Genomic DNA, 15,755 nt, shown 5'->3' on the forward strand with positions numbered 1-15,755 from the left:
GCTGTCCTAGTTCCTGGAGGGGTAGATGCCTTGGAGCGCAATGATGTAGTTCATTGCCATGCTGGGCATGATGTTGTCGTGCGGTAGGTTGTTGCCTGCGACGGTGACCGATGCGGGTGCCATGGTCTGTGGGTTGGCCCCTGCCACCGGCTGTGGCGCATAGAAGAGATCGGAACCGTTTTGTGCAGGCACCAGCCCTGTGGCCTGTGCTGCGGTAGCCAGGGAGGTGCTGGCGACAAGACCGTGGGAATGGATGGGCATCTGGTTTGTCGTGAGCGAGACCTGTGCCACTCCGAACTGCTGACCCAAGGAGCGACTGGTCAGCCCCAGGCCTGTTCCCTGCCCCACGGGCACGCGGGATCGAAGGTCCGGCAGCTTGAAGGTGGTTTGCCCGTCTCCGCCGTAGATCGTTCCCAGCAGCGAGTACAGGGCGTCGTATGCAGAGATGTTGAGCGTCGTGCCATCGCACAGGTGCCAGCCTGCGGGCGCAAAACTGCCTGCGAACAGGCGGATCTCTCCAAGGTAATAGTCCATTGCGTATTCCTGTGGGCGCGAGTCAGTTGCGCGAAGGGTAGATGCCGGTCAGCGCGATGCACGGTGTCAGCACCAGCGAGGGCTGGCAGTTCTCGTGCGGCTGATTGCCGCCGGTGTTGGAGACGCTGGCCGGCGCGATCGGCTGCTGGCCAGCGGTGCCTGGTGCATAGAAATTGGTGGGGGCGCTGGTGGCCACGAGCGTGGCCGTGGCCATGCTGTTGTTGCTGAACGCGGGCGCATCCCCGCTGTCCGTGCTTGCCATGACGACGTGGGTGTGCTGGGGAAGATTGTTGGCGACCAAGGTGACGCTTTCCACGCCACCCGGCAAGCCTTGCTGCAAGTCGCCGCCCGTGTGCCGTGCGACCCGGCCACGAAGATCGGGAAGCGCGAAGGTAGTGAAGCCGTTTCCGCCGAATTGCGTACCCAGCAGCGAGAACAGTGCCTGGTTCTGGTTGATGGCGAGAAGCTGTCCGGCGCACATCGCCCATCCCTTGGGAGGCCAGCCATAGGGATACAAGCGGATTTCTCCAATGAAGTTTTCCATGGAAGCGTTGCCTTTCTGTTATCGCTTTGTGGGGGTGCAGGAGGGGTATGAAGGTGTCCAGGGGGCAGGGGGATGCCAGGCCATGCCCAGTTGAACGGCATCGATGCCCGATGACGCGAAGCCCAGCCGTTCATAAAGTCTTTGGGCTGCCGGATCGGCAGCATCGACGCTCAGCGTGACCCTGCGGCCCAGCACGGCGGCACTGCCTTGCACCCAGCGCAGCAGGGCCGCGCCGTATCCTTGTCCGCGTACGGCAGGCGTGATCACGATGTCCACGATGTGCAGGTCCGCTCCGCTGTCATGCACCGTCAGTGCGCCTATGGGCACCCCCCTTTCCTGCACGATGAGGCGGGATGCTCCGGCAAAGCGGCGCTGGTAGTCGGCCTGCTGGAAGTCGTACTGCTGGTCCATCAGCTGTGCGAGCGCGGCCTCGGGCAGCGGCAGGGATTGCAGGTGCGGGCGCGCCGAGAGAAACAGTGCGCTCTGGAAGTCGCGGTCTTCGGGTTCAGCGGGGCGGGTGAACAGGCCGGGGGGGCGCAGCGCTTCAAGCAGCATGCAGGGCCTCCGCATCCATCAGGGGGTGTGCGCACTGCAGCAACTGTGCGTGCAGCGGACCCAGGCGCGCTTCGATAGCCTGGCGATCACCTTCGCCAAAGACGGCTGCCTTGTCCTGCCCGTCAGGCGAGAAGCGCTGGTCCAGCGCCTTGGCATGCCGGCCGAGGCGCACGGCGATGCGCTGGCGTGCTGCCTCGCTCGCATGAAGGCCGAAGCGCCGGGCTATCTGCTCCATGGCCCCGGCACCCAGCTGGCTGTAGTGCAGCACAGGAACGCCCCGGCTTTCGTGCAGGCCCCGCATCCGCTCCATCATTGCCTGCAGCACGCGCATGCGATGGTCGAGCATGGAGACAAAAGGTTGGCTGCTCCTGCCGCAACGGAACACCGGACTGGCACCAGCCAGCGACGGGTCGCCCGACATGTGCCGGCCGGCCTGCCTGTGGTGCGAGGCCAGGATCTCCACGGGATCGCGCACCAGCATCAGGCTGGGCACCTCGGGGTAGAGGTCCTGCAGCAGCTCCCACTGGAAGATATCCCAGGCATTCCACTTGACCACAAGGTCCTGGCGCCCAGGCACGGCGACGGTGATCGCCGACACCAGACCGGCAATGCCCTCGCGCTTTTGCGTATGGTCCAGAGAGGTGTCCAGCAGCAGCTCGGTGAACACCGGCGGCTCCGACAGGACCAGCGTGCTGTCCAGCTCGGAAAGGCTGCCCGAGACCAGGGTGGAGCCGCAGCGCGAGAGGTGGAAGATGAAGCCGGCAGGCCGATGGCCCAAGTGCCTGGGAACGGAGTCCGCGCACAGGCCCGCCAGCGGCGTGCGCGGCCGGATGAACTGGTTCAGCAGCCTGCGCTGCAGGCAGCGGCTGATGTACTCGTCATGAAACGGCTCGGTGGCCGGTCCGTCCGGCAGGCACCACTGGATGCTGCGCGTGCGTGGCTCATACCTGTGGGGCAGCCAGCCGCCGGCCAGCAATGCGGTGGCCGGCACGGCGGCCGCCTGGCTCACCTGCTCCAGCGCCTGCATGAGCCGGGCATCGCTCCAGGCGGGAAGAGACCACAGCCGGCGCAACCGGGCCAGCAGCGACTCCACGCTCCTGGCCTGCTGGAGCAAGGCCTGTTGCCGGGGGCTTGCAATCAGTTCGGCAAAGGCTGCCTGCAGCTCATGCATGGACCTGCCCTTTGCCGATGCGGTCGGCCAGCCAGGCGTTGGCCATGCAGTCGATGACCAGATGGGTGCGGTCCTGCGTGCCCCGGTTCACCACTTCATGCGTGGCATCGGCATTGAAATACCAGAGCTCCCCTGCGGCCATGGGGATCACGCGGCCTTCCACGATGAACTGCACATCCGGATGGGTGTGCACGGGCACATGCAGGCGGGCCTGGCCGTGCGCCAGGCCCAGCCCATGGTCGCGATGCGGCCTGATGGATGAGCCGGCCTTCAGCTGCATCAGGCGCACGGAGCGCAGCGGGCATTGCAGTTGCTCCAGCACCTGGCGTATGGCGGGGCATTGCCGCAGCAGGGGCAGGTCTTCCCAGTCCTCCTCGGGTGCCTCGATGGAGAAGCTCTGGAGCAGCGGATGGGCCGCCACATGCTGGCGCTGGCAGCGCAGCGGCATCACCCGCCATACGCCTTCGTAGCCGCCGTGGTTCACATGGTCACACCATGGCATGGACAGCAATGCATCGGCCTCGTCGCGCAGTCCCTGCAGCGCAACCTTGGCATCGAGCCGCGCAAACAAGGGCGTGGCGGCGCATACGACCTCATGTGCGCAGGACAGGTCGGGCCTGGCATTCATGGCATTGCCTTGGCCAGCGGCAGGGCGTAGGCAATCAGCGGTGCCATGGCAGGGGCTGGCGCACCCGGCCCGGTTTGCTGCTCTTGCTGGAACAACGCCTGCATGCGCGAAACACAGGCTGCCACGCTGAGCTGGTCCGTGCGCAGGGTCAACTCCGCTGCCACAGGGGGTTCATAAGGCGAGTCGATTCCGGTGAACTGACGCAGCTCGCCGCGGCGCGCTTTGCTGTACAGGCCCTTGGGGTCGCGCTGCTCGGCAACGGACAGGGGAACATCCACGAAGACCTCGAAGAAGTCGCCCTTGTCGAACAAGGCCCTGGCAGCATCACGCTCGGCCCGGAAAGGCGAGATGAAGGCGGCGATCACGATGGTTCCCGCATCCACGAACAGCCGGGCGACCTCTGAAACCCTGCGGATATTCTCTGCCCGGTCTTCGTTGGAGAAGCCCAGGTCGCGGTTCAGGCCCTGGCGGATGTTGTCGCCATCAAGCACATAGGTGCGTCTGCCGGCGGCATGCAAGCGGGTCTGCAGCGCATTCGCAATGGTCGATTTGCCAGATCCGGAAAGACCGGTGAGCCATATGGCGCATGCCTTGTGTCCATGCAGATTTTCTCTGTCTTGCCTGGCAATGCAAAACGGTTGTGCATGTACGTCGGGCGGTGGGGTATGGCCGGCAAATGGCATGACTTCGGTGGGAATTCGGAAAAACGAAAGACGGGTCTATGGGATAGGGCGAATATCTACGAATTGTTAAGAAATTTCAAGAAAAATTACGGGCCACGGCATTCGTCCATCAGCAGTCCCGGCGCACTCGTCTCCACTGGAAAACGCGTGCCGCATGCCTTCTTTCACAGGGGGAAACAACCATCAGCAATGGCTGTTTGTCATTTTTCTGTTTCGAGATGGTGTTTTCAATAGCTTTTTGAAGACGCCTATAGGCCCGCAGGCGGATTCAAATCCTGGTGGAATGATTTTTCATTCTCGTTAATATTTTTTCTCTCGTGAATACCGCTGTCACGGGAGGATGTGGCAATCATAGGAGGCGCACGGAAAATGGAATATCACTGAAAATAGGTATTTTTCGAAATGTTCCATTTGTCGGCGTCAAGTCCATATCGGGCGTATAGCGGGCCTGCGCGTGCATGGGGCGGCACCCTTTTTGCCGTCCGAGACGGCGGCAGGACCCGTGTGATGAGTGTTGGAAGCAGGGCTGCTGCGTGCATGCCGCCCGACCGGGCTGCATGTGGCTCCAATTGCGAATGTCTGGCCCTGGCTGCCAAGCTTGGATCTGTTACCCATGTCCTTGTACTGATGTGTCCCCTATGAGTGTGAGTTGTACCCTGGAGCCGTACATCTCAGGACTCATCCCAGAGCGGGGGAGTACACATGTTCGCACAGTGGTTGGGCCACCTTCGGGTGGCTTTTTTGTTTCCGCCCGAACCAGCCGGGACGCGCGCTGCTGGATTGGCGCGCGGGAATGTCTCGCCACAAGCTGCGGAGCTGGTCAGCGAACGGCATCCCCCCAGCGCCCCAGCAGGCGTAAGTCCGATGGGGTGACCAATTCAGTGGAGTGCCAGAGATGGCCGAATGGTGACTCGATGCAAGAGGAACTGCGTGGCGCCGAGAGCCGATACGCCGGTCTGCCTGAGTTGGAATCCCTGCTCAGCTACCTGCACCAAGCCTCGATTGCTTGTGCAGTCGGGGCTTTTCCTCTGGCTCCCGTGAGCTAGTGGCGAATCAACGGCACCGCATAGGTGACAGGACCCCTGGTGTTGACTGTGCTCACGCAGTTCGCATCAGCGCATGTGCCGTAAAGCGCGATGTATGCCAGTAGACCTCCGGTGAAGTCGCGACCGTGGTTGAATTTCAGAACGCTCATGCCAGTCAGATCAGACCTGTTCGGCTGATCGATCGCGGACTGAGCATTCGGCTGGCATCGGCCTTCGCAAGAGTACCTGAGCTCCCTCTCAACCGTGGCGTCGGGAGCGAAGAGGTCAATCTGTATGTCGCTCATCGATTGAGTTGTGGTGTCGTATACGTAAGAGCCGGCAGCGGTGCTGCCGTCAGCGAATTGCACTCCTGAGAACGAGAGTGTGATCATTTCGGCTTGTGCCGTGGGTGCCAAAAGAATAGGCGCAATAGCTAACAGCAATCGAAAATTCATAGATAAATTGGCTTGGTTGATATGGCAGCTTATCCGAGCACTATGACAGATGAAGATGCTCAGATTTCTCGAGAGCGAATGGTTGACTTGCTAGCATTCAACAAACCGTAAGGTTAGGTCAGGCGCTGCACTGATGGCCGAGCGGAAGAGCCGGCGCGCACTGCTGACGATGCCCGCCGCCGTGGCCGCGCATGCGAGCGTGCCTACGACGCCGGACTCGCCATGACACATGGCTGCTCGCAATGGTGCAATCAACTGACGGCTACGCCGTTGACCCCGCATCGATGAGGGCGCGTGGAGATCGCCCTCGACGTTGCCCGCGTCGCTGGTCATCCAGCATTTCCTCGAGCAACTGGATCCGGCCTTCTATGCGGCGCACGTCCCATGCGAGCTCTGGGTTCTTGCTCGTGGATGCGCGGAGCTGTTCTTCTGCCAGAGCCTTCTTCGCTCGAAGATGGTCCAGCATGTCTTCCATCGCTCTGATGTCCGGGGCGCCCTGACAGCAGGAGAATCACTCTAGGTTCTGTATTTGGTCGCGTGCCCGCTGTGCGACTGCCGGTCGCACGCGTGCCTTCTCGCGTCTGAGGCTGTTGTGATCCATTTGACCAAAAACGCCTTGCGCACGAGTACGGAAGGTGTCAGGTGCGCTCGCCAGTATTCCAGCGAAAGTCAGGGCACTGAACCGCGCTGGGACTTGATGGCGCCACCGATTTCATCGGCCGTCGGGGCGGCAAGACGGATTGCCGGCAATCGGTCTTTTTGCTCCTTGTGGAACAGCCAAACTGCACTCACGATGACCAGCATGGCCAGGATAACCAAGCATGTATGCAGCTATACACAGGCTGCGAGCCCGTACAGCAAGGGGTGACCAGTCAAGGCTGGCTCCTACGCCCAGCGTCGCAACCTGACCACAGTGCAGCGATGCGGTTCAGAGCAACGTCAATCACACGCCCAGCACTTTCCTGGAGTAGCAGATATGAAAAATTCCATCCAAGCTCCATGCCCTCTGTGCAGCCTGACCAGCACGGCCTACCTGGAAAACTATGCCAAGTGGACGCACTTTGTGTGTCCTTGTTGTCGTGAGTTCAAGGTGAACAAGCTGGTCATGAACACGCTGCGTGCTGAACCTGTTGATGTTCGTGAGCGGCTGTCACAGCAGGCTCGGGCGTTGACGGGGGGGAACTATCTTCATATCACTGCGGCTGAGGGCAAGTCATTGCAGCCCAATGGGCTGACCCCTTGGCGCGCAGATGTGCGACAGCGGCCGGTCTAAGGTCCAGCCGTCCAGTCCATGCCCAGGGTTTGCCGAGAACGCGATACCAGGGAACACTGGGGCCCTTGCTTCACCCCTGCTGTTATTTCAGCCTGCAGGTCAGGCCACCTAAAAGATCCTGCACGTCGTTTCTAGCTTTCTCAGCGTATCCTTCGCCGATATAGCCCAGATTTATTAACGTCTCGAGCATGGATAAGGCTCCTGCATTCCATGCTTCCGAAATGGTTAGGCTTGTGCGTATCTCCTCTGGCAGAGATTTTGCCCAGTCATCGAATTTCATATAAGTGCCTTGTCTCCGGTATTTATGCGGTGACTTTCAATGCCTTCCAACCCGACTTAACTGCTCAGCGAGTAAAAAAGGGCCCTGTGGGCCCTTTGGTTTTTTAGCCAGCAGATTTATTGCTGAGCTTGTTCTTGCTCAGACCGTTTTTTTTGCTCCTCGGGAGCGTGCGTTCCCTCTTTCTGAGGGCGGCTTTGCTCCTGCTGCGAGGGTTGCGGCTTGTTGCCTTGTTGCTGGTTGTTGCCAGGGGTATTTTGGAAAACGGACATGAAGAGCTCCTTGGTTATCAAAAGCCAAGATAGGCTCCTGAAGTCCAACGATGCTCCTTTTCCTAATTCTCTGCTGTAGTCAAATCGGCCGATGATTATTTAATGTGTAAGCAGCATGCCGTAAGGCTTTTGTTTTGTAGGTTAAAAATGGGCCTGGATAGGTTTCTGGCTTCACGTAATATGCAGATATGACGCTCGATCAGATCGCAATTGCTTTGCTGGGCGCCTTGGCGGCCTGGCTCTCCCAGGCCCGAGGAGACAGTTCGCGCAAGTGGGCGCCGGTGTTCGGCATGCTGGGCCAGCCGTTCTGGTTTTATGCCAGTTGGCAGGCCGAGCAGTGGGGCGTCTTCGCCATGTCGATCATCTACGCCTGCGCGTGGTTACGGGGGCTGTGGGTTCACTGGATATCGCCGCGCCGAGCGCATGGGACGGGCTCCATCCAACTGGTGCCAGGTCGCAAGCCATGATCTACACGCTTCACATCGACAAAGAGGGTCCATGCCTGTACACAGCCCGCGTGCTCGACGGTCGCGCCGAGGTTGCCGAATTTCGAGCCGCCACCATCTCCGGAGCTATCAGGGACTGTGTAGAAGTAGGAGAAGCCTGAGGTAGAAGCGCCGCTGGGGGCCAACCAGCTGCAAGCTCCGTCGGCTGAACAGGTGGCTTGAGTTGCCGAAGTTCAGGTGTGCTTTGGCCGCTGCAAAACAAAAAGGGAAATTGAGTTTCCCCAATTTCCCTCCAGAATCCTGGCGGAACCCGCATGGATGCTATGTTCTTGGTGCCGGAGAAAGGAATCGAACCCTCGACCTTCTCATTACGAATGAGCTGCTCTACCAACTGAGCTACACCGGCGACAGACAAAAATTATAACGGCAAATTCATGCCTCGGAATGGTATTGCGTCACTTTTTCGACTTCGTTCTTCGAGCCGAGGATGACGCTCACACGTTCGTGCAGCTGGGTGGGCTGGATGTCGAGGATGCGCTGCTTGCCGTTGGTGGCGGCGCCGCCGGCCTGTTCTACGAGCCAGGACATGGGATTGGCTTCGTACATCAGGCGCAGCTTGCCGGGCTTGTTGGGCTCGCGGCGGTCCCAGGGGTACATGAAGATGCCGCCGCGGGTCATGATGCGGTGCACGTCGGCCACCATGGAGGCGATCCAGCGCATGTTGAAGTCCTTGCCGCGCGGGCCTTCCACGCCGGCCAGGCATTCGTCCACGTAGCGCTTGACGGGCGTATCCCAGTGGCGCATGTTGGACATGTTGATGGCGAATTCCTTGGTGTCCTCGGGAATGCGGATGTTCTCCTGCACCAGTACGAAGGAGCCTTGCTCGCGGTCCAGCGTGAACATGGACACGCCATCGCCCACGGTCAGCACCAGGGTGGTCTGCGGGCCGTAGATGCAGTAGCCGGCCGCGACCTGCTGGGTGCCGGGCTGCATGAAGTCCTGCTCGGTCACGCCCGGGTGGCCTTCGGGCTTCTTGAGCACGCTGAAGATGGTGCCGATGGAGACGTTGACGTCGATGTTGGACGAGCCGTCCAGCGGATCGAACATCAGCAGGTATTCGCCGTGCGGGTAGCGGTTGGGCACCAGGTAGATGCCTTCCATTTCCTCGGAGGCCATGGCCGCGAGGTGGCCGCCCCATTCGTTGGCCTCGATCAGCACCTCGTTGGCAATGATGTCCAGCTTCTTCTGGACTTCGCCCTGCACGTTCTCGCTGCCGGCGGTGCCCAGCACGTCGCCGATGGCGCCCTTGTTGACGGACTGGCTGATGCGCTTGCAGGCGCGGGCCACGACTTCCAGCAGCAGGCGCAGCTGGCCGGGGATGAGGCCGTCCACGCGCTGCTGCTCGACCAGGTAGCGGGTCAGGCTGACGTTTTTCTTCATGGGTTCAACTCCTAAAAATCCGGGAGCAGATGCGGTGTGGAGTATGCATCTGCTGATGAACAGCATTTCAGTGATTCCTGGCTCGCAGCATGAAACCGGCGTTGCTCAGGCCAGGGTCACCGAGGAAGAGCCGCCTCGCACCGAGGGGGTCGTCCCCCTGCAAGGGGGAAGGCGCGAAGCGACTCAGGGGGGTGGCTCGTCAATCGGCCAGGGCGCGGGTGACTACCTCACGCACATCGTTGCTGAGTTCAGCGCGGGCCGCCACGCGGGCGACGGCTTCGCGTGCGGCCGTGCGGTAGGGCTCGGCCAGCTTGCTCCAGCGGTCCAGGGCGCGCGCCAGACGGGCGGCGACCTGGGGGTTGATGGCATCCAGCTCGATGACGCGCTCGCTCCAGAATACGTAGCCCGCCGCGTCGGCGCGGTGGAACGCGCCGGGGTTGGCGCTGCAGTAGCTGAAGATCAGGCTGCGCGCGCGGTTGGGGTTCTTGATCTGGAAGTCGGGGTGCTTCATCAGCTGCTTGACGGCCGGCAGCACGTTGCCGCCACGGTCGCAGGCGCCACCCTGCAGCGCGAACCACTTGTCCAGGACCAGCGCATCGTGCTGGAACAGCTTGTGAAAGCGTGCCAGGGCCTGGGCTGCGAGCGGATGGCCGCTTTGCACCAGGGCCGAGAGGGCGCTCATGCGGTCGGTCATGTTGCCGGCATCCTTGAAGCGCTGCAGCGCCTTGCCGGGCCAGACACTGTCGCCCGAGGCGCGCGCGGCCAGGCACAGCATGGACAGGGCCAGGCCTGCCAGCGCACGGCGGCCGGAGCTGACGGGGTCTGGGCGGTAGGCGCCGGTGTCGCTGTGCTCTTGCCAGGCCTGCTGCCAGTCGGCCTGCAGCTCGGTCGCCAGTTGCTGGCGCATGGCTTCGCGCACGGCGTGCACGCGCTGCGGATCGACCACGGCCAGTTGCTCGGCGATGTAGCTTTCGCCGGGCAGGGCCAGCATCAGCTCCTTGAAGGCCGCATCCAGCTGGGGATGACGCAGCACGCCGCGCATGGCCTCGATGAAGGAGGCCGGCAGCAGGGCGGCCGTGATCTGGCCGCTGGCGTCTGCCGTGATGGAGGTGTCGCCAATGGCCTGCAGCGCGATGCGCAGGCCCAGGCGCTGGCCGGCTTCCCAGCGGTTGAAGGCGTCGCTGTCATGGGCCAGCAGGGTCAGCAAGGCGGCATCGCTGTCGCTGTGCTGCAGCACCACGGGGGCGCTGAAGCCGCGCAGCAGCGAGGGCACGGGCTCCTGGTCCACGTCGGTGAAGACGAAGCTGTGGCTGGGCTCGGACAGCACGAGCAGGCGGCTGTCGCCCGCTGCCGCCTGGTCCTCGCCCTGCAGGCGCAGGGTCAGCGCGCGGCCGTCCTGGCCCAGCAGGCCCATCTGCACGGGAATGACGAAGGGCAGCTTCTCGGCCTGGCCGGGCGTGGGCGCGCAGCTCTGGCTCAGGGTCAGCATGTAGGTGCGTGCGGCGGCGTCGTAGCTGCCTTCGGCGCGCAGCTGGGGCGTGCCGGCCTGGCTGTACCAGCGCTTGAACTGCTCCAGGCGCTGGGCCAGTTCGCTGCCGGGGTTGGCGTCTGCCATGGCCTGGGCGAAGTCGTCGCAGGTGACGGCGTGGCCGTCATGGCGCTCGAAGTACAGCTTCATGCCCTTGGCAAAGCCTTCGCGGCCCACCAGGTTGTGCTGCATGCGCACGACCTCGGCACCCTTTTCGTAGATGGTGACGGTGTAGAAGTTGTTGATCTCGATGTAGCTGTCGGGCCGCACCGGGTGGGCCATGGGGCCCGCATCCTCGGGGAACTGGGCGGTGCGCAGCACGCGCACGTCCTCGATGCGCTTGACGGCGCGTGCCGAGGGGCTGCCCGCCATGTCCATGCTGAATTCCTGGTCGCGGAAGACGGTCAGGCCTTCCTTGAGCGACAGCTGGAACCAGTCGCGGCAGGTGACGCGGTTGCCGGTCCAGTTGTGGAAGTACTCGTGGCCGACGACGGACTCGATGTTGGCGTAGTCGGTGTCGGTGGCCGTGGACTGGCTGGCCAGAACGTACTTGGTATTGAAGACGTTCAGGCCCTTGTTCTCCATGGCGCCCATGTTGAAGTCGCTGGTGGCGACGATCATGAAGCGGTCCAGGTCCAGGGACAGGCCGAAGCGGGCTTCGTCCCAGGCCACGCTGGCCATGAGGGAGTTCATGGCGTGCTCGGTCTTCTCCAGGTCGCCGGGGCGCACGAAGACCTGCAGCAGGTGGTCGCGGCCTGCGCGGCTCCTGATCTTCTGTTCGCGCGCAACCAGATTGCCGGCCACCAGGGCGAACAGGTAGCTGGGCTTTCTGTGCGGATCGGCCCACTTGGCGAAGTGCCGGCCGTCTTCCAGCGCGCCTTGCTCGACCAGGTTGCCGTTGGACAGCAGCACCGGGTACGCGGTCTTGTCGGCGCGCAGCGTCACGGTATACATGGCCATCACGTCGGGACGGTCCAGGAAATAGGTGATGCGGCGAAAACCCTCGGCCTCGCACTGGGTGAAGAACGTGCCCTGGCTCACATACAGGCCCATGAGCTTGGTGTTCTTGGCGGGCGCGCAGGTGGTGAAGATCTCCAGATCGACGGGGTCGCCGCCCTCGGGCAGGTTCTCCAGCACGAGCTGGTCGCCGTCCATCTTGAACGAGGTGCCGCCGCCGTTGACCAGCACGCGCGCAAGGTTCAGTTCGTCGCCGTCCAGGCGCAGCGGCTGCGCCGGCACCTCGGTGTTGCGGCGCACGCGCATCTTGTTGAGCACGCGGGTCTTGGCCGGATCGAGATCGAAGGTCAGGTCCACGGTGTCGATCCACCAGGCAGGAGCCTGGTAGTCGGCGCGGTGGATGGCGGTGGCAGGGGCCTGCCCGTCACGCAGTTGCAGCATACAGATTCCTTCCTATGCCAATATCAGGGGACAGAGTTCAAGCCCCTGTGCGGCCGGTGCCGCCCAGGGGCTTGAAATCAGAGGCCTTGCTTGAGCGAGGCTTCGATGAAAGCGTCGAGGTCGCCGTCCAGCACCTTCTGGGTGGCCGAGATTTCGACGTTGGTGCGCAAATCCTTGATGCGGCTGTTGTCCAGCACGTACGAGCGGATCTGGTGGCCCCAGCCCACATCGGTCTTGGTGTCCTCCAGCTTTTGCTGCTCCACCATGCGCTTTTGCATCTCGTGCTCGTAGAGCTTGGAGCGCAGGCGCTGCCAGGCCACGTCGCGGTTGCTGTGCTGGCTGCGACCGTCCTGGCATTGCACGACGATGCCGGTGGGCATGTGCGTCAGGCGCACGGCCGAGTCGGTCTTGTTGATGTGCTGGCCACCGGCGCCCGATGCGCGGTAGGTGTCGGTGCGCACGTCCGAGGGGTTGATCTCGATCTGGATCGAGTCGTCGATCTCGGGGTAGACGAACAGCGAGGCAAAGCTGGTGTGGCGGCCACCCGAGCTGTCGAAGGGCGACTTGCGCACCAGGCGGTGCACGCCGGTTTCGGTGCGCAGCAGGCCGTAGGCATACTCGCCTTCGATGTGGATGGTCGCGCTCTTGATGCCTGCGATGTCGCCCGGCGTTTCTTCCTCGACCGTGGCCTTGAAGCCCTTGCGCTCGGCGTACTTCAGGTACTGGCGCAGCAGCATGCCGGCCCAGTCGCAGGCTTCGGTGCCGCCGGCGCCGGCCTGGATGTCCACGAAGCAGTTCAGCGGATCGGCTTCCTTGCCGAACATGCGGCGGAATTCGAGTTCCTCGATCAGCGGCTGCAGCTTGGCGGTTTCGCCTTCGATGGTGAGCAGGCCGGTTTCATCGCCTTCTTCCTTGCTCATCTCGAACAGTTCGGCGTTGTCGGCCAGCTCGGTGGTGAGCTTTTGCAGCGTCAGCACGACGCCGTCGAGCAGCTTCTTTTCCTTGCCCAGTTCCTGGGCCTTCTTGGGATCGTTCCAGACGCTGGGATCTTCCAGCGAGGCGTTTACCGTGCGCAGTCGTTCGTACTTTGCATCGTAGTCAAAGATACCTCCGTAGATCTGCCGCACGCTGCGACAGATCTTCGAGGGTGTTGCCGATGAGGTTGATGCGTTCTGCTTCCATGATGTGTTCCGTTCTTCTGATGAATGTGTTCTTGGCCGAATCGCCGATTTTCTCATGCTGGGGCCCCGTGCCGGGGCAAGCGCCTGCCGCGCGGGTCTGCAGGGGCGCCGCCATGTGACTATGGCTTTCAAAACAAAGGCTTGCAGCGGCCGATCATGGCAGATTTGAAGGGCTTGGCCATGGCAATGGCGCAGGTTGCAGCGTGGGCCCCGGCGTGATCTGCCTGCAGGCGTCCCGGAAAAAAGGCCCGGCCAGCAGGAGCTGGTCGGGCCTTGGCAGGCATGTCCGCCCCCGGCGGGGCGGGCGAAAACCTGGCTCAGAAGGTTTCCCAATCGTCGTCGGAAGCCGTGCTGGCCGCCTTGGCCTTGGCTTTGGCCGATGCCGTCACGGCGGGCCGGGCCGGCTGTGCTGGCTGGGCCGGGCGCGCGGCGGCAGCCGGAGCAGGGGGTGCACCGGCCGCACCGGTCGCACCGGCCACAGAAGGCAGGGCGGCCGAAGCACGTGCGGGCACCGTGCGTTTGGGCGCGGAAGGCGCCAGATGCGGACGGGGCGCCGTCGGCGCTTGGCGGGGCGCTGCCACGGCGGCGGCGGGGTTGACGCCACGGCTGTTGCCCAGCATGCCGGTGGACGGCGAGAGCTTGAACACGCTGACCACTTCGGCCAGCGCCTTGGCCTGGGCCTGCAGCGCGCCAGTGGCCGCTGCCGATTCCTCCACCAGCGCGGCATTTTGCTGGGTCATCTGGTCCATCTGCGTGACGGCCTGGTTGACCTGCTCGATACCGGCCGTCTGCTCATGGCTGGCAGCCGAGATCTCGCCCATGATGTCGGTCACGCGGCGCACGCTGGCCACGATCTCTTCCATGGTCTTGCCGGCCGAATCGACCTGGGCGCTGCCTTCCTCGACCTTGCCCACCGAGTCGTCGATCAGCTGCTTGATCTCCTTGGCGGCAGCGGCAGAGCGCTGGGCCAGGGTGCGCACTTCCGAGGCGACGACGGCAAAGCCCCGGCCCTGGTCGCCGGCGCGGGCCGCTTCCACGGCGGCATTCAGCGCCAGGATGTTGGTCTGGAAGGCAATGGAGTCGATCACGCCGATGATGTCCACGATCTTGCGCGAGGCATCGTTGATGGCGGACATGGTCTGCACCACCTGGGCCACGGCCGAGCCGCCGCGCACGGCGACCTGGGAGGCGGCGGCGGCCAGCTGGTTGGCCTGCTGGGCGTTGGCGCCGTTTTGCTTGACGGTGGAGGTCAGCTCCTCCATGGAGGCGGCAGTCTGCTCCAGCGAACTGGCCTGTTCCTCGGTGCGGGCCGACAGGTCCTGGTTGCCCGAGGCGATCTGGCCGCTGGCCGTGGCAATGGAGTCCGTGCCCTGGCGCACCTGACCGACGATGCGCTGCAGGCTCTCGTTCATGTGCTGCAGGGCCAGCAGCAGCTGGCCGGTCTCGTCCTTGCCATGCACCTCGATGCGGCTGCCCAGGTCGCCTGCGGCCACGGCCTGCGCCAGGCTCACGGCCTGCTGCAGGGGGCGCGCCACGCTGCGGGCGATCAGCAGGGCCATGGCCAGGCCGAAGGCCACGGCGCCCACCAGCAGGGCGATCACCCACCAGCGCGCAGCCGTGAAGATGTCGTCACCGGCCTGGTTGGCATCCTCGATGCCCTGGGCGTTGAGCTTGACCAGTTCATCGAGCTTGTTGTTGATGGCGCGGCTGGTCTTGACCGAATCGCCGCGCAGCACCTCGGAGGCCTCGTCTGTGCGCAGGGCGTGGGACAGGTCCACGATCCTGGCCGTGTGCTGCGCGTACTGGCCCAGGTCGTCCTTGATGCCGGCCATCAGCTCGCGCTCACGCGCGGTGTTGGCATAGCGCTCGAAGGCCTGCTGGTTCTTGAGCAACTCGGACCACAGCGCCGGCATGCTCTTGTCGTAGATGGCCATTTCATCCATCGAGGTGGCCAGCACATGCTGCATGGTCTGCGAGCGGTAGCGCTGCAGCTGGTAGCGCATCTCCAGGAGCACGCGCTCGGCGGGCATCCAGTGGTGGGCAAGGTCGGTGGCGGTCTGGTTGACGCGGTCCAGCTGGACCACGGAGAACAGGCCCAGGCCGGCGGTCAGCAGCAGCAGGGCGATGAAAGAGGCCAGCAGCTTGGGGGCCAGCTTCAGATTGCGGAAAAACATCATGGTGGGGGAGTGCCGTACGGCGAAGAGCGAAAGCGGGTGAGCGGCTGGGGCGGGCAGTCAGGGGAGTCGGGGGCGATCTGTAACGATCGGCGGGGCCGACACTCAGCCGCCGCCATGCCGCAGTTATCGGTCACTTGTCGATGAGGCTTAGGGAAAAATAGATCCAGT

Annotated in this window: 18 protein-coding genes and 1 tRNA gene; 3 read left to right on the forward strand and 16 right to left on the reverse strand. The window is 63.2% G+C overall.

Annotation, left to right across the window (positions count from 1 at the left end; genetic code table 11):
• Nucleotides 1-6: 6 nt before the first annotated feature.
• The 8 genes from A9976_RS12075 to A9976_RS31405 all read right to left on the reverse strand — a co-directional run bounded on the left by A9976_RS12075 (nt 7) and on the right by A9976_RS31405 (nt 6,399).
• Complete coding sequence (locus A9976_RS12075; RefSeq protein WP_183019209.1) at nt 7-534, reverse strand: phage tail protein; 528 nt, start codon at nt 532-534, stop codon at nt 7-9.
• Nucleotides 535-556: 22 nt separating this feature from the next.
• Nucleotides 557-1,078: a phage tail protein gene (locus A9976_RS12080; RefSeq protein ID WP_183019210.1), complete on the reverse strand. Its 522-nt coding sequence runs from the start codon at nt 1,076-1,078 to the stop codon at nt 557-559.
• A gap of 18 nt (nt 1,079-1,096) precedes the next feature.
• Nucleotides 1,097-1,633, reverse strand: a complete 537-nt coding sequence (locus A9976_RS12085) for a GNAT family N-acetyltransferase (RefSeq protein ID WP_183019211.1) — start codon at nt 1,631-1,633, stop codon at nt 1,097-1,099.
• Nucleotides 1,623-2,804, reverse strand: a complete 1,182-nt coding sequence (locus A9976_RS12090) for a sulfotransferase family protein (RefSeq protein WP_183019212.1) — start codon at nt 2,802-2,804, stop codon at nt 1,623-1,625. The genes A9976_RS12085 and A9976_RS12090 overlap by 11 nt, the downstream gene beginning before the upstream one ends.
• Nucleotides 2,797-3,432, reverse strand: a complete 636-nt coding sequence (locus tag A9976_RS12095) for an aspartyl/asparaginyl beta-hydroxylase domain-containing protein (RefSeq protein ID WP_183019213.1) — start codon at nt 3,430-3,432, stop codon at nt 2,797-2,799. The genes A9976_RS12090 and A9976_RS12095 overlap by 8 nt, the downstream gene beginning before the upstream one ends.
• A complete protein-coding gene (cysC, locus tag A9976_RS12100; RefSeq protein WP_183019214.1) occupies nt 3,429-4,115 on the reverse strand; it encodes an adenylyl-sulfate kinase in 687 nt (228 codons plus the stop codon). The genes A9976_RS12095 and cysC overlap by 4 nt, the downstream gene beginning before the upstream one ends.
• A 1,742-nt stretch (nt 4,116-5,857) precedes the next feature.
• Nucleotides 5,858-6,070, reverse strand: a complete 213-nt coding sequence (locus A9976_RS12105; protein WP_183019215.1) for a hypothetical protein — start codon at nt 6,068-6,070, stop codon at nt 5,858-5,860.
• A gap of 194 nt (nt 6,071-6,264) precedes the next feature.
• The gene (locus tag A9976_RS31405) at nt 6,265-6,399 is read right to left on the reverse strand and encodes a hypothetical protein (RefSeq protein WP_259649190.1); all 135 of its coding nucleotides are present in this window, start codon (nt 6,397-6,399) and stop codon (nt 6,265-6,267) included.
• 172 nt (nt 6,400-6,571) lie between these two features.
• Between A9976_RS31405 and A9976_RS12110 the strand changes: the two genes are divergently transcribed.
• On the forward strand, nt 6,572-6,868 hold the full coding sequence (locus tag A9976_RS12110; RefSeq protein ID WP_232245850.1) for a hypothetical protein: 297 nt from the start codon (nt 6,572-6,574) through the stop codon (nt 6,866-6,868).
• An 82-nt stretch (nt 6,869-6,950) separates the two neighbouring features.
• Here the strand turns inward: A9976_RS12110 and A9976_RS12115 are convergent, their stop codons facing one another.
• Entirely contained in the window at nt 6,951-7,148 is a 198-nt protein-coding gene (locus A9976_RS12115) for a hypothetical protein (protein ID WP_183019216.1), read from the reverse strand.
• 116 nt (nt 7,149-7,264) lie between these two features.
• A complete protein-coding gene (locus A9976_RS12120; protein ID WP_183019217.1) occupies nt 7,265-7,417 on the reverse strand; it encodes a hypothetical protein in 153 nt (50 codons plus the stop codon).
• Nucleotides 7,418-7,605: 188 nt separating this feature from the next.
• On the opposite strand from A9976_RS12120, the gene A9976_RS12125 reads away from it, so the two are divergent.
• Together A9976_RS12125 and A9976_RS12130 are read left to right on the forward strand one after the other, a co-directional pair.
• Entirely contained in the window at nt 7,606-7,884 is a 279-nt protein-coding gene (locus A9976_RS12125; RefSeq protein ID WP_183019218.1) for a hypothetical protein, read from the forward strand.
• Nucleotides 7,881-8,024: a hypothetical protein gene (locus A9976_RS12130; protein WP_183019247.1), complete on the forward strand. Its 144-nt coding sequence runs from the start codon at nt 7,881-7,883 to the stop codon at nt 8,022-8,024. Before A9976_RS12125 ends, A9976_RS12130 begins: the two co-directional genes overlap by 4 nt.
• A 169-nt stretch (nt 8,025-8,193) precedes the next feature.
• On the opposite strand, the gene A9976_RS12135 is transcribed toward A9976_RS12130, so the two are convergent.
• The 6 genes from A9976_RS12135 to A9976_RS12160 all read right to left on the reverse strand — a co-directional run bounded on the left by A9976_RS12135 (nt 8,194) and on the right by A9976_RS12160 (nt 15,587).
• Nucleotides 8,194-8,269: transfer RNA gene (locus A9976_RS12135), tRNA-Thr, on the reverse strand.
• A 26-nt stretch (nt 8,270-8,295) separates the two neighbouring features.
• On the reverse strand, nt 8,296-9,303 hold the full coding sequence (locus tag A9976_RS12140) for a class 1 fructose-bisphosphatase (RefSeq protein WP_183019219.1): 1,008 nt from the start codon (nt 9,301-9,303) through the stop codon (nt 8,296-8,298).
• A gap of 199 nt (nt 9,304-9,502) precedes the next feature.
• Nucleotides 9,503-12,229 (reverse strand): aminopeptidase N, encoded by a 2,727-nt coding sequence (gene pepN / locus A9976_RS12145; RefSeq protein ID WP_183019220.1) that lies wholly within the window; start codon nt 12,227-12,229, stop codon nt 9,503-9,505.
• 77 nt (nt 12,230-12,306) lie between these two features.
• Nucleotides 12,307-13,411, reverse strand: a protein-coding gene (gene prfB / locus A9976_RS12150) for a peptide chain release factor 2 (protein WP_013802816.1) whose coding sequence is annotated in 2 segments (ribosomal slippage) — nt 12,307-13,329 and nt 13,331-13,411 — 1,104 coding nt in all. Because the reading frame shifts where the segments join, the coding sequence is not laid out codon by codon here.
• Nucleotides 13,328-13,525, reverse strand: a complete 198-nt coding sequence (locus A9976_RS12155) for a hypothetical protein (RefSeq protein WP_183019248.1) — start codon at nt 13,523-13,525, stop codon at nt 13,328-13,330. The genes prfB and A9976_RS12155 overlap by 84 nt, the downstream gene beginning before the upstream one ends.
• 202 nt (nt 13,526-13,727) lie before the next feature.
• Nucleotides 13,728-15,587 carry a methyl-accepting chemotaxis protein gene (locus tag A9976_RS12160; RefSeq protein WP_183019221.1) on the reverse strand — a complete coding sequence of 620 codons (1,860 nt, stop codon included), beginning with the start codon at nt 15,585-15,587 and terminating at the stop codon, nt 13,728-13,730.
• Nucleotides 15,588-15,755: the final 168 nt, after the last annotated feature.

This window comes from Delftia sp. UME58 (assembly GCF_014170385.1).
Classification (GTDB): domain Bacteria; phylum Pseudomonadota; class Gammaproteobacteria; order Burkholderiales; family Burkholderiaceae_C; genus Comamonas; species Comamonas acidovorans.